The 13,718-nt window shown below is 65.0% G+C and carries 10 protein-coding genes; 5 read left to right on the forward strand and 5 right to left on the reverse strand.

Annotation, left to right across the window (positions count from 1 at the left end):
• On the forward strand, nt 1-585 hold a 585-nt coding region (locus FHX50_RS05555; RefSeq protein ID WP_221187230.1), incomplete at its 5' end, for an LPXTG cell wall anchor domain-containing protein.
• Between the two features lie 90 nt (nt 586-675).
• On the opposite strand, the gene FHX50_RS05560 is transcribed toward FHX50_RS05555, so the two are convergent.
• From FHX50_RS05560 to FHX50_RS05570, 3 genes are all read right to left on the reverse strand, one after another.
• On the reverse strand, nt 676-1,455 hold the full coding sequence (locus tag FHX50_RS05560; protein ID WP_183375425.1) for a siderophore-interacting protein: 780 nt from the start codon (nt 1,453-1,455) through the stop codon (nt 676-678).
• A complete protein-coding gene (locus tag FHX50_RS05565; RefSeq protein WP_183375427.1) occupies nt 1,452-2,645 on the reverse strand; it encodes an MFS transporter in 1,194 nt (397 codons plus the stop codon). Before FHX50_RS05565 ends, FHX50_RS05560 begins: the two co-directional genes overlap by 4 nt.
• 468 nt (nt 2,646-3,113) lie before the next feature.
• A complete protein-coding gene (locus FHX50_RS05570; RefSeq protein ID WP_183375429.1) occupies nt 3,114-4,598 on the reverse strand; it encodes an ApeA N-terminal domain 1-containing protein in 1,485 nt (494 codons plus the stop codon).
• A gap of 1,103 nt (nt 4,599-5,701) precedes the next feature.
• Here FHX50_RS05570 and FHX50_RS05575 point away from each other — a divergent pair.
• The 4 genes from FHX50_RS05575 to FHX50_RS05590 all read left to right on the forward strand — a co-directional run bounded on the left by FHX50_RS05575 (nt 5,702) and on the right by FHX50_RS05590 (nt 10,515).
• Nucleotides 5,702-5,881, forward strand: coding sequence for a hypothetical protein (locus FHX50_RS05575; protein ID WP_183375431.1), 180 nt, complete (start codon nt 5,702-5,704; stop codon nt 5,879-5,881).
• A complete protein-coding gene (locus FHX50_RS05580) occupies nt 5,878-6,048 on the forward strand; it encodes a hypothetical protein (RefSeq protein WP_183375433.1) in 171 nt (56 codons plus the stop codon). Before FHX50_RS05575 ends, FHX50_RS05580 begins: the two co-directional genes overlap by 4 nt.
• Nucleotides 6,049-6,124: 76 nt before the next feature.
• Entirely contained in the window at nt 6,125-8,695 is a 2,571-nt protein-coding gene (locus FHX50_RS05585; RefSeq protein ID WP_183375435.1) for a toprim domain-containing protein, read from the forward strand.
• Nucleotides 8,692-10,515 carry a DNA polymerase gene (locus FHX50_RS05590; protein ID WP_183375437.1) on the forward strand — a complete coding sequence of 608 codons (1,824 nt, stop codon included), beginning with the start codon at nt 8,692-8,694 and terminating at the stop codon, nt 10,513-10,515. The genes FHX50_RS05585 and FHX50_RS05590 overlap by 4 nt, the downstream gene beginning before the upstream one ends.
• A 2,375-nt stretch (nt 10,516-12,890) precedes the next feature.
• On the opposite strand, the gene FHX50_RS05595 is transcribed toward FHX50_RS05590, so the two are convergent.
• Nucleotides 12,891-13,151 (reverse strand): hypothetical protein, encoded by a 261-nt coding sequence (locus FHX50_RS05595; protein WP_183375439.1) that lies wholly within the window; start codon nt 13,149-13,151, stop codon nt 12,891-12,893.
• Nucleotides 13,152-13,271: 120 nt separating this feature from the next.
• On the reverse strand, nt 13,272-13,655 hold the full coding sequence (locus FHX50_RS05600) for a helix-turn-helix transcriptional regulator (protein WP_183375441.1): 384 nt from the start codon (nt 13,653-13,655) through the stop codon (nt 13,272-13,274).
• Nucleotides 13,656-13,718 lie beyond the last annotated feature (63 nt).

A 13,718-nucleotide genomic window follows, 5' to 3' on the forward strand; every position in this document is an offset into this window, starting at 1 on the left:
CTGGGCGCAGTCAAGGGCGCAGCGTCACCGTCGGAGGTGTCGGTCGACGTGAAGGAGCTCGCTGACGGCACGCATTCCTTCTACGTTCTCACCACGGATCCGTACGGTGCGAAGCACTATTCGCCTGTTCAGGACGTCACCGTGAAGGGCGAGGACTGTGACGTGGAGGAGCTGCCGGAGACGCCGGAGAACCCGTCGGACCCCAAGGGCCCGGGAACGTCACCCGCCCCTGGGAAGCCCTCGAAGCCGCAGTCCCCCACCGTGCCTGGGCAGCCCGTGGCCAATGACCCGCGTGACCCCGAAGAGCCGGGGAAGCCGGCAGGACCAGGGGTGAGTGACGAGGCTGGTCACGGATCGGCGCCAGGGGATGCACAGGAGCCGGAGGCGGGGACGGCTGGCGCATCGGGCCAGGACGCGGCCGCGGGTTCCGGCCGGGACTCTCGTCCGCAGTCGGATTCCGCTCAGTCCGCCCGTGAGGGCTTCCTGCCGCGGACCGGTACCGAAGCCGCTGGGCTGATCGCGGCGGCGGTCGTGCTCATCGCAGCCGGGGCGGCGGTGATTCGCCTGCGCCGCAGTCGCCGCTAGCATTCACCCGCACGACGGGGTCGCGCTCCTGCATGGGGCGCGGCCCCGCCTGCTCCACGGCGCCGACGGCGCTGACGTCGGCGGGCGCCGTCAGCACTTCCAGTAGCCGCAGAAGGTGACCTCGCCTCGCGCCCAGCCGCGCTGACGGACAAGATGCCGCCTCACTCCCGTGGCCAGCGCGGACTCCCCCACAGCGAACGCGTGGCGGTCGGCCGTCGGAAGGTCGAGCTGCGGCAGCTCGCCGAGGATCATGGCTCCCGGGGCGACATCAGCGGAGCGCACCAACCAGCGCAGCTCCATCCCGCTGGGGAGCTCGACCGACTGTGCGTCGGAGGAGTCAGGGATCTCCACCAGCGCACAACCGCGCGCCGTGCGCGGGAGGTCCCGCAGAACACCCACGACGGCGGGAAGTCCGGTCTCATCGGCAGCCAGGAGGAGGTTCTGCGCTGAGGGCACGGGCCACCCGCACCCCTGGTCGAGGAGCGCTGCGCGGTCACCGGGCCGCGCGCTCGCGGCCCAAGGGCCGGCGACTCCCTTGTCGCCGTGGAGAACGAAATCGATGTCCAGTTCGCCGGCGTCCGGGCGCCAAGCACGCAGGGTGTACGAGCGCACCGATGGGCGGCGCTTGGCCGGCACGGTGAGCAGACGCGCGTACGTCCCCCTGGTGATGCGATCAGGCACGTGATCCAGGCTCGCAGGATCGCTCGTCGGGAGGAACAGGCGCACCCACTGGTCGAAACCACGCCAGCGAAGGCGTGCGAGGTCATCGCCGCAGAACGTGACCCGCTGGATGCACGACGAGATGCGCTCCGAGCGCGCCACCTGCACGCGCATCGGGCCGTCGCCCTGTGAGACGGAGATGTTGCTCATGCGGTGCTCGCCTCGATTCGACGGGTGTGCGCGACCCCCGCTGCTGTGCCGAGGAACGCGAGTGCGGCGCACGCCAGGAAGACCGGGCCGTAGCCGACGGTTCCCGCGGCGTACATGAGTGCGGCGCCGAGGACGTAGCTCGCGGTCATCGCGACAGCGGCGAGCACTGTGAAGTCGGTGGCTTCGGTACCGGGACGAGCCAACGACATGTTGACGGTGTAGACGATAGTGCTCGCCGCCGCCATCGCCGCCACGAACACACTGAGGACCACCACGGTCAGCAGGAAGGGCGCCCACCCGGAGGCCAGCGGGAGCAGCGCGATCACGGCGAACGCATCCACGAGCCCGACGGTGAGCAGGCAGCGCGAGACCCCGAACCGCCGAACGCACGGCCCGACGATCAGGGAGGCCGCCGCCGCGGGAACGGCGAGGAACATCCCCAGCACCCAGCCGAGACGGTCCAGCCCCCAGCCGGCATCGGTGAGCGCAGGCGAAAGGAATCCGTACGCGGCGGTGGTGCCGGCCAGGAACAGGGGCATCACCGCGAGTCCCCACATGCGCCCGCCGGGCTGACGGAACACCTCCAGGAGTGCGGCATACGCAGGGCCGAGCCGCGTCTCGGGAGCTGCGGGGAGGCGCTCGCGATGACGGAGGGTGAGCGGCAGCGGAATGAGGCAGAGTCCAGCAAGCGCGATCATCGCCGGGACCCAGCCGAAGGCGTCGAAGATCAGCACGATGACGCCGCCGCCCAGGATGTTTCCGACCCACTGCGCTGCGTTGGCGATGCCGTTGGCGAGTGGTCGCGTCGCGTCGTTGACGGCGCGGGCGGTCAGGCCGTCGGCGGCGATGTCCTGCGTGGCGCTGATGAAGGTGTAGAGCGCGATGAGGGCACCGAGGACGCCGAGATGCTGGGCGGGCTCAGGAATCGCGACCAGGGCGAGGCTGGCGAGCGCCAGGAGTGGCTGCAGCATGAGGAGCCACGTGCGGTAGTGGCCCGTCTTGGTCCGGCCGAATCGGTCGACGAGCGGCGCCCACAGGGGTTTGAGCGCCCACATTGCGCCCGCCAGGGAGACGGCCGCGAGGCTTTCGAGGGAGACTCCTTCGCGCCGCAGGATGGCGGTCAGCCCGACGTAGATGAAGCCGACACCCAGATACTGCGTGACGTAGAGGGACGCGACGAGCGGCAGCACGCCGTGGGTCGTCGTGTGGTCCTGATCATCGTGCGGGGCCGTAGCCGTCACCGGGACGGCGGGGGCGGTAGGCTCATGGAGATCCTTCCGTTAGGCAAGGGTAACCTTACGGAATTATGAAACTCGCGTCTAGCGCTAATGCAGGCCCAGTTGCGCAGGCGACGTCGCACCCATCAGGGAGCCGTGTTCGACGGTCTGCCGGACAGGTGGTCACACGTTGAAGCGGAACTCCACCGCGTTCCGGCACGTAGAACCATCTGTGGTTAGCTGAAGTCAGTAAGAGGCCCTGTCAGAACGCTGGGTGCGACAGGGTCGACCACGGGCCCAACACGGACACACCGGCACCCATGAAGTCACGAGGCCCTTGCGCTTCCTCGACAGGTTCAACACATCTAGAGAAGCTCAGGCGGAACGACTACTGCTGCGGATGAATGTGAATCCAGTAAGTTCCCTCAGCGAGCACATCCTTCACGAGTCGAACCCGGGGGCCCTCAGCCAATCACGTGAGGTTTGAGCTGTCGCCCGTAGTTGCGGGTTTTCCTGCACAATCATCCGCTGCCGCTCGGGCGTCAGGCCGAGCTCGTACAGTAAGTTGAGAATCACGATGGCCGTTGTCACTTCGACAATAGCGATCAGTTCCTCGAAGGAGTGGCTCTGTGCCCGGCCTTCATGCGCGAGGTCATTGCGCGCCCGCGCGGTCCTTTTGGCCCAGTGAGCAACGTCCGGCACCAGCAGTGCGATCGCTTTTTCATCGGGTCGCTTTGCAAGGTCATGGAGACGCTCCCGGAGCGTTGGATCATTGCGGATCGCAGCTTTGAACCTGCTCCGGTGTTCCTCGGGAATCTGCCCGAGCATCGCGTCGCGCATCGCTGAGAATTCTTCCTTGGGAAACGGCTTCTCGTCGACACCGAGACCGCGGTGAAGCGCCTCGGCAGCACCCACCGCCGTGAGAAGATTATTCTCGATGAACCGAGCCGGTGCGTACCGCAGGCCCAAGATCATATTGGTCGCTGCCTGCAGGCGGTTATGAGCCTCGCACCAGCGGGGCACAACTTCCTCGAACGGGAGCAATTCACAGGTGAACAAAACCTGGTGATGGTCGATGGCTTTCGCGTCATGTTTGCCGAGAGCGGCAAACGGGTAGAGCACGTCGGCTCGCCGACACGGCATGAGTCGGCCATCCGGCAAGACCGACTCCGTCCCAGCCACCTCCAGCTGGAGCCAGATCACCCCTGCAGCTCGGTGCATTGCGAGAGCGATCAAATCTTGCACCATGCTCGCTGCCTCCAGCGCCGCGCTGAAGGAAAACGGTTCGGCCGGAGTAACTCGAACGGAGACCGTTTCCCGCATTCGCGCGGTGGCTCCGCCCTTGCGCTGGTCGAAAAACGGCAGCGTATGCGTGTGCGAGAGGCGATACTCAGTACCCTCGACCACCACCGTCTGCGCCTCGACCGGCTTCACCGTGATGCTCCCGGTTCCGTCGAGCTTGCCCTCAGGAGCTCCATAGGAGGCCTCAAACACGGACGACGCGGCCCATCGCCCCAAGTCCTCGACCGAGAGCTCCGCCGCGGAGAACACCGTGTCTTCCTCGCCGCCTACATGCGCGCCGATGATTGCGGTGGTCGCCCTCACTGTCTGTCTGTCGGGGCTCATCACCCGCGCGGACCTAGCCCGCATCCCGCTGGTGGGTACACAGCCGAGGAGGGTAATCTCCCGCTGCTGTGCTGCGCCATAGATGACATCCCACGTCCTGATTCCCTCGTGGCACACCGTCTTCCCGGGCGCAGGGTTCGAAGTGATCCGATCCTCGAAAGCACCGACCAGCTCGAGCGCAAGGCCATCCTCGGGGTCGTACCGGAGGATCCCTGAGATCCTCTCGCCGTGGCCGTCCGGTAGCCACCATAGGCCAGCCCACTCTGCGGCCTCATCGAGATTCAAAGGATTGTTGGACATTGTGCTCCCACCAAGATCCCTTCTTGTCGACGCCAGGCGTCCGTTCGAAAGCTCCAGACTAGGCCGCGTTCCTGCTCGAACCGACGCCGAATAATCATCCGACGACGCTCGGACAATCCGCCGGCTGCGTCGCGGCCGAGAACACGCGCCTATCACGCACCAACCCAGCCACGCTCGAAGAGCGCTCAGTCCGGACTAGTGCAGACCCCCGGCGCGGCCAGACCGGAGCATGGACCACCGGCGCGCCGACGGGCCTACACCTGGCCGCGACATCAGCATCACGGGAGCTATCGACGCCCCCATCTGAACAACGGTCGCTGCGAGCCGCTCGTCGCGGACGTCAGCCCGAGCTCACTCGATGTCATCGAGAGCTCCAGCGCGATCGCTGCGCCCACCACCCGAAACTCATCGTTGAACTGGGACTATGTCGAACACGGTGGGCAGCCAAGCCTCGTTGGTGGGCAAGCGGATCTACCTGCCCACCGTTCTGCCCACCACCAAAAACCTTCGTTGACCTGGTGGTTTGCCAACATTGGTGGGCTTGGTGGGCAGAATCTCCACATCCTCGCGCGCAAAGAAAACCGCCTACGCACACAGAAACGCCAGCGCGCGCATGCGCGCATGCGCGTAAGAGATGGACAGCTTTCTGCCCACCATGCCCACCACTTAGGAGAAAAGCGCAGGCCAGCGACAGTTTTCGCCGGTGGGCACGTCGGTGGTCAGGTGGTGGGCAACGTCTCCTGAACCCGAATTCCGCCAATCCTGCCCACCATGAGCATGACGGGATCAACCCCTTTACCACCGTTCTCCCCCGCTTGCACCCGCTCCCATCCGCAGTTATCCTGAAGGGTGAAAGGTCGACTCCGATGGTCGCCAACCCAGCTCCTCCGAGAGGAGCAGACGCTTTAAAGCCAGGCGTGTATTCCCTAAGGCCGAGGTCAGAGAGAAAAGGACAGTAGTGACTGCGCGGTGGGCCGGACGGTGGCCCAGCTGCCTGATCGGTCTCACCCGCAGGGTGGGTGAGTCTCGGATGTGTCAGGCATGGTTCCAGCTTTGTTGGAGTTCCTGTGCCTACCGCACCTACTTTCACCACGCTCGAGCGCGTGTACACCATGCGCGAACTTTCCGAGAACGGCCTCGGCTGCACTGACCACCTGCGCGATCTGATTCGAGCCCGCGGCATCCCGATGTACCGCATCGGGCGTCGCCTGGCGATTCGCGAGCGGGATCTCTGCCTGCTCGTCGAGGCCCTGCCCAGCACCCCGTCCGGGGGTGCAGCATGAGCGCACCTGCTGTTTCCCGCATCTCGAAGGCCGACGCTTCGTCGGCGGAGCTCGACGAGATCGTCGAGCGCATCGTCGATGCCTTCCCTCCGCTCACCTCCGACGGGATTCATTCCCTCGGTGACTTGCTCTCGCGCGCCCAGTCGCGAAAGAGCGCCGACGAGTAGTCGGCGCTCTCTCTAATCGTATTTAAGAATTTCCTCGGACGAGTTCCCGCTCGTCCCGATCTAAGGACTTTGCGATATGAGCGTAGCAGATATTGTGCGCGCAGAAAAGGGGGCGGACCGCCCCGATGATCGGTCCATGCCCATGATCTCGGCAGCCCATTCGGCAGAACTCGCTGCCAGTGCGATTTCGAAGGAGATCGCTCTCGAGCACGGGGTCTACACCGCTTATACCGAGGACCAGCTGCCGCAGCTCATGCGGTCGACGATCACCAGGCATCCGAACAGCCTTCCCGCGCTGGTGTTCCCGATGCGTCTGCCCGACGGATCGCTAACCCACCAGGTCAAGCCGCAGCCCGGGAGCGTCCGGAACGCGGACGGTGAGATCACGAAGTACGTCTCCCCGCGCCGCCATGAGAACCCGCCGAAGCTGACTGTGCTTCGGGTGGTCACTAACCCCTCGGTTGTGCTGATCGTGGAGGGCGTCAAGCAGGCGCTGGCCGCGGTCGCGTACGCTCCGGACGACTGGTCGATCTACCGCATTCCTGGGATCTGGGGGTGGCGTGAGGGCGACGGTTCGGGTCGCCCCACCCCGCACCTCCAGGTTGTGGCCCAGCAGGACGTTGTGGTGATTCCTGACGCTGACGCTCGGACGAAGATCGGAGTGTACAGCGGCGCTCGAGCGCTGGGTGCGGCCTGCAAGGACTTCGGTGCGTCGTCTGTCCGCTTCGTGAGGCTTCCTGGTGACGGCAATCAGGGGCTCGACGATCTACTGGCGGCCGCTCAGGACGACGCCGAGCGCCGCAACCTCCTGCAGGAGCTGACCAGTCAGGCTGCTTCTGAGCCTGCGGATCAGGCTCCTGCTGCGAAGCCGCCGAACACGTTGCCCGAGTGCGCCCCTGAGCGGCCGGCGATCGAGGTCGGCGGTGATCTGCACGCGGCTTCGCTCGAGCTGGTTGAGCGGCTCATCGACCAGCGCGGCGGTGACCGTCTGTTTCTTCATGGGAGGACCTTGGTGCGGGTCTCGGAGACCCACGCCGATCCCGGCGCACCGCCTGTGCAGCAGATTGAAGCGCTGCAGCGTTCCCAGCTGCGTAGGGAGATCCTCGATGTGTGCACGCCGTTCACGACGTCGTCCAGGGGGACCGCTAGGCCTGTTCACCTGCAGGATCCTCTGGTCGATCTCGTGAGGGATCGTCTGGTGAGTCCGGGTCCAGGCCGGCCTCAACGTCTGGCCCATCTGCGGGCGATCACGCGGTCGCCCCTTGTACTGGCCGATGGGGAGATCCTGGCTCGCAACGGGTACCACGCCCAGAGCCAGATGTTCCTCGACCTGAGCTCTGAGCTGTGCGACCTGGAAGTGCCTGATCATCCCTCAGACGAGGAGATCCAGTCGGCCGCCCGGCTGATTCGCGATGACCTGTTCGCGATGGACGGCGCGGATGGTTACGACGGTTGGGTGTTCGCCACTGAGGCTGACCGCACCCATGCCGTCGCTGGTCTGATCACTCCGATGATCCGGGCGAACGTTGACAAGGTCCCGATGCTCCTGTTCGACGGCATCCATCGAGGGGTCGGCAAGGGCGGGTGCATGGAAGTTATCCACCAGATCGCCTTCGGCAGCTCCGCGCGGATCATGACTGCGCGCGAGAGCGACGACGAGATGGAGAAGCGCATCGCGGCTGTGTTGAGCACTGGGGCGGACTGCGTCGTCCTGGACGAGGTCCAGAACGAGGATGGGCGCTCCCGGCTGAAGTCGACGGCGCTCTCGGCCGTGCTTACAGCGAGCACCTATGAAAGCCGGAAGCTGGGCAACAGTGAAATGCTCACCCTCGCCAACAGGGCGAGCTGGTACGGCATGGGCAACAACATTCAGATCCCCGGAGACATGATCCGGAGGGTGTATACGTGCCGCTTGGCCTCAGATCGTGACGATCTGGAGACCCGGGACAACTTCCGGCATCACCTGGAGACCTGGGTGCCCGAGCATCGCGCTGAACTGCTGCGCGCTGTGCTCGTCTTGGTGCATGCCTGGTACGACCGCGGAGAGCCGGCCGCACCGAAGCTCTTCGACTTCAAGTCGTTCACGGAGTGGCAGCGGATCGTCGGCGGCATCCTGCATCTGGCGGGGTTCCAGGACTTCTTGGCGACGGTTCCCGAACTTCGTGAGTCAGCTGATGTTGAGGCCGTCGAGACTGCGGCACATCTCCAGTGGTTGCACGAGCTCAAGGGCTCGTCCGTCCCGTTCACTGCCCGTGAGGTGATTGACCTGGCCGCAGCTGATCCGGATGCGCCTGCGCCCTACAACCTTGACTGGGTCAGTCTCACCGCGAAGAAGCTGTCGACCTACTACGGCCAGCACACGCGGTGGTACGACGGATTGCGCATCCGTGCCGATGGGCTTGCGCACAGGGGCGTCCGCAAGTTCGTCGTTGACGAGCAGCCCGCCCGCTCCGGTGGTGTTGCGGCCGGCGGTCCCCCGGCATCTGGGCCGCAGGCTGCCTCTGTAACTGCACCCGCTGCAGGTGCGGCTAGTGGCGAGACGATTCCTGCGCCTAACGGGGACAGTGCTACTGATCGGGTGCCGCGGGCGATGCCTCCGGTCCCCGGCGGGGTGCGCATCTGCGATCTGGAGGACGGTACCGCATGAGCATTTTGTATCTCGACCTGGAGACGGCCGACGCGGATGAGCTGTGGACCTACGGTCCCGGCTTCGTCCGCCTGGCCGGGTATGCGATCGATGAGGCCCCAGTGAAGACCACCGACGACTTCAGTCTGATCGTTCGCCTCGTCGAGGAAGCGAACTACGTGGTTGGTCACAACATTCTGGCATTCGATCTCCAGGCGCTCGAGCGCTACCACGGTCTCGATCTGGCTCGTCTCGTCCGCGAAGGTCGAGTCATCGACACGCTCCTTGTCGCGCGGCAGAACGATCCACCGCTCTCGGGCAAGGCAGACGCGAAGCGCTACGGGCTCGACTCGCTCTGCAGGCGTCTGCGTATCGGCGGCAAGCAGCAGCAGGGAGGAGAGTCCGCGCTCAAGAATCTTGCCGACCAGTTCGGCGGGTACGACCAGATCCCCACGGATAACCCGGTGTACGTCTCCTACCTGATCCGCGATGTGGAGATGGTCCGCGGACTGGCCCGGCACCTGGTTGTGGACTCCTATGTGATGCGCGAGCACAAGGTCATGTGGCGACTGCTTCACATCATGAAGAACGGCTTCAGGGTCAACAGTTCCGTTGCGAACCACTTGGTCTCCTCTCGCGAGGCACGGATCGATCGGACGAAGCACCATCTGCACACGACGTACGGTCTGCCGCTGAGTGGCAAGCGTCCCCACACGACAACCGTGGCTCAGGAGCCCCTGAAGAAGGCCTTCCGCGCGTGCGGCGTTGAACCACCACTGACCCACAACGGGAAGATCGCGACGAGCAGAGCGGTCCTAGAGGCTCTGGAGTTAAGGTGGCACGGAAACGACCAGCTCTCCGAACTGTGCGCAGCGCTCCGCTCCTTCAATGGGGAGACGAGCAATGCCCAGGGGATCCTCGAGCACACCGGACCGGACGATCGAGTGCGCCCGTCGATCTCCGCTTCGCAGGCCACCGGCCGGATCAGCATCACTCACCCCGCACTGACGGGCCTCGGCAAGAGGAGCCGCAAGGATGTGTGCGACCGCGCCATGCTCGTTGCTGACCACGGCGATGTCTTAATCAGTGCTGATCTCTCACAGATCGACGCGCGGGCTATGGCGATTCATTCTCAGGACGAGAGGTATATCGATGCGTTGCGTCCTGGGAAGGACCTCCATAACGAGATGGCGATGGCATTGTTCGGTGACGCAGGCTGGGACCGGACCTCCGACCAGCACCACCCGCGCCGAGGCGAAGCCAAGGCCATCACTCATGGGACGTCCTACGGGATGGGAGCACAGAGCCTGGCGCAGTCCGCGGGGATCTCGGTCGTAGATGCGGTTCAGCATCTGCGGCAGCTGCAGGAAGCATTCCCCGACCTCGACCGGTTCAAGACGAGAATCCGTGCAGAGGCCAGGAGTCAGGTGCTCACGAATCTCTTTGGGCGCAGGGTTCGAGTGACCCCGGGGAGCGAGCATACCCAGGCCCCTGCGTACATCGGTCAGAGCACCGCTCGGGACCTCATGATGGAGGGTGTCCTGCGGTTGCCCGATTGGCTCTTGCCGTGCCTCCGGGCGATCGTCCACGACGAGCTTGTGCTCTCTGTGCCGGCGGACCGAGTCGACGAGGCGGAAGCTGCTCTGCTCAGTGCGCTGCAGTTCGAGGTGCATCTCGATTCCGGTTCGGGGACGGTCCCGATCCTCGCAGAAGCGTCGACACCAGGCCTCGACTGGGCTGATTGTTACCGCGACGACCTGAAGGACTGGCCGGAGGTCTCACACGCGCACCGGACTCTGTCGAACTGCGATGACCGAGAATGCGCCTGGCATGCCGGTTGATGCCGGCGCAATCATCTTCAGCGGACACAATACGCGGATTCGTTTTAGCTAACTGGCTCCCGCGAGCCCGCTCTTCCTGAGCACCGACGCCCGGAGCCCGTCGACTGCACAGAGGGCAGAAATCCACTCACCTGCGCAATTGAGCAACTTAAAAGACTGAGGGATTCTTCCAGGCTCATGCCCCAAGGAAGCCAGCGAGCAACGCTAGCCGCTGCGCGGGATCGGAGAGACGGGCCGACCCACACCGGCGGCGCACCCTTCTGCGACCACAGCCTTCCGTATCCGCTTCCATCGATCACCTCCGTCCAGGTGAGGCACTCGGTGTCCAAACAGCCCGACTCACTGTCCAGGCGGGTGCTCAACAGAACACGCTCGTACAGGCTCTTGCCGACGAAGCGCGGATCGAACTGACCAGGACGGCCAGCAGCCGAGGGACCCTTCTTCTTCGATGCCATCGATGCACTCCTTTGCTCGCAGATGGACTCGACTCTCGGCCGCCGTCCGAGGCGGCTTCGCCGCCCCTCACTCAGGTGCGCAGCACCTGGCTCGCACCTCGCCGCTTGCGGCGACCCCGCGAGCTCATCCAGTGGATGAGCGAGACCGGGGCTCGGGTGCGGAAACCTCTGCTCGAGGTCAGCGGCCCAGTGGGCCGATGACAGAGGGCAGAGCCGGTCCAGCTGGAAGCTGGGAGCATGCCGCTAGGGAGCCCCAGTGGGGCTCACGACGCGGGACAAACTTTTCGGTGTCAGCTATGCTGACCGACGCCGGCCGACAGGCCGGTGTCGCACCGAAACTTATGCTCTGTGGCCCGATTCTTCGGGCCGTCACAATTCGAGTGCTGGAGCCTTAGCGGAAGCCTCGAATCTCAGGGGAAACGTGGCGTACGGTTCATAGGCGTACGCCCTGCAGCGAGGAGCAAAGGGCCGTACGGCTGAAAACGTTTCCCCTGGTCAGGACACACTTTCACCGTACGCCTTCGGCGGCGGTGGTGCGACAGGCGTACGGTCACCTGCTGCAGCGACGGATCGAGGAGATTCGCTCGCTGCGACGCCGTACTGACGGGTCGATGCAGCGCATCGATTCACCCATGCAGCACGCAGTGCTGCTCCCCTGTCGCAGGCCGGAGCGCGCAGCGCTGCGACACTTCCTGGCCTGCGATGAACAACACCTCACAGCACTGTGCTGCAGGGCTCTGCAGCGATGTCCTGCACCTGTTCGCGGTGCTGCGGGCAGCAGCAGCGCGGGTGTGGGGCGAGGTGCTCGCGATGGGGCCATCGCGAGTGCTGGAACATCCTCGAGCCCCGGATCACTGCCCCGCCTCGGCGGGGTGTGAGGGCAGCGCTGCCTGCCCTCGTACAGCACTCCTGGAGCACACTGTGCCGGCGCGTGCGACGGCGATCTGACGGGTGATCTGCGACAGTCTGCGCAGCCTCCGTGAGGAGGTCTGCGGGGCATCTAAGAGGGGCGTCTGCGGAGCAGGAGAAGCACGCTCCCCTCCCCCGGCGCGGGGCTGGCATCATGGCGGGGAACCCCGCCGGCAGAGACGCTTCCAGCACCCGGCTGCGCGCCCGCATGAGGGCCTGCATCAGGGCGCGTCAGCGCCGTGCGCAGCCGAAAAGAAAGAGAGCACCCGCAGCAGTGCTGACGGGTGCTCCAACGAGAAGTAAGGCTTGCCTGGGTAACTTATTTCTCGAGCGCAGCGACGACGCTGCGGAGATGATCGCAGCGTGCGCAGCAGGACGTGCAGCACGTCTCGCGACGAGCAGGAGAACACTCTTCGACGATGGTCGCCGCGCTCTCGCTGCGCCAGCACTGCGCACTGTGCAGCCGCTCCTCGAAGCATGTGCGCTGCGGCGGTGCAGCAGAGTGTGCAGCGGGTCTGCGCTAAGTTACCGAGGCCCGTTCCGGGGCGAGAAACTCTGCTCCTGGGCCACTCCCCTGGGCCGAGACTGGTCACTGTGTGGCCCGAATGAGGCCGCGAAGCGGGATCAGTTGGGACCAAGAAAGGGCGTCGAGAGGGCTGTGCCTGGGCGCACCGTGGCCGCGAACTGGTCAGCGGATGCACTGCCGCAGTGTCAGCACAGCCTGCGCAGCGCCGGTTGAGTCGCTTCATGGGCGCGTTCTGGCCCTTCAGTGGCCAGAAGATGGTCACTTCGCGCCCGATTAGGTGGCACTGTTCTCGGCGCGGCGGCGCGGCGGATCGCTGGCCCGTGCGTGGCCCGATCGTGGGCGCAATGTGGGCCGCCAGTGGGCTGATGCTGACCATGGGCAGAGAATGGGCGCGCCGTGGGCGGCGTGGGGCAACAGAATGACCCGTCTGTGGCCGGAATGTGGCCACAGACGGGTCAGGTGTGGGAGTGGGTGTAGAGCCGGGGTCACAGGCCCTGTGAGCTGTCGTCGTCGAGCCCGTACTCATTCAGCCGTTGTAGTGCCTCGAACTGGTGCCAATGGACTTCGTTGAGCCGGCGCTCAAGCCTGGATATGCGCTCTTCCAGAGCCTGAACAGGCGGCGAATCGGCTTCCTGCAGCGCCAGGTAACCGATGCTGTACAGCTCTTGTCTGGCTGCCATGAGCTGATCGACAAGGTGAGCCTCAAGGACTTGTGCCCGCTCCAACTGATCCTGCCAACGCCGCATGCACCATCACCGATCCCTCGAGGGAGTTCTACACGGTCAAGTTAGCCGGTGACAGCGGAATCCGCTGAGAAATCAGCACTGTGCGCGTCGGACGGGGTACGGCTGTGGGGAGGTTTCGATTCACCGATCGTCGGCGGCTGTGCTGCGTGCGCTCACCGCCTGGATCAGACGGTTGAGCCGGGCGATCTCCGACTTCGCGTCAGCCCACGTCTTCTGCGCTTCGGCAAGCTGGTCCATGAGGTCACTGACCTCCTCATCTTTGGCCCGCTGGAAATCCTTGGAGGCCATCGACAGGAGCGGCTGCTTCAACGCCTCGGCGATGTAGAACGCCTCATCGAACCGTAGGGCGCGGGTCCCCTGCTCGATCCTCGTGATTGCTGTAGCGTCCAGCATCGCCCCCATCTTGAACCCGACGTACTGCGCGACCTGCGCCTGACTGATCTTCTGGCGGGTCCGCTCCTCACGCAGCCGCCGACTGAAGATGTCTGAAGGCATCTCATTCATCGCGATCCTCCCCGGGGCATCTCGGTTTCGAGGCAACTGCATAGACATCGCCAGTGCGACCGA

The sequence above is a fragment of the Helcobacillus massiliensis genome (assembly GCF_014191425.1).
Lineage (GTDB): Bacteria > Actinomycetota > Actinomycetes > Actinomycetales > Dermabacteraceae > Helcobacillus > Helcobacillus massiliensis.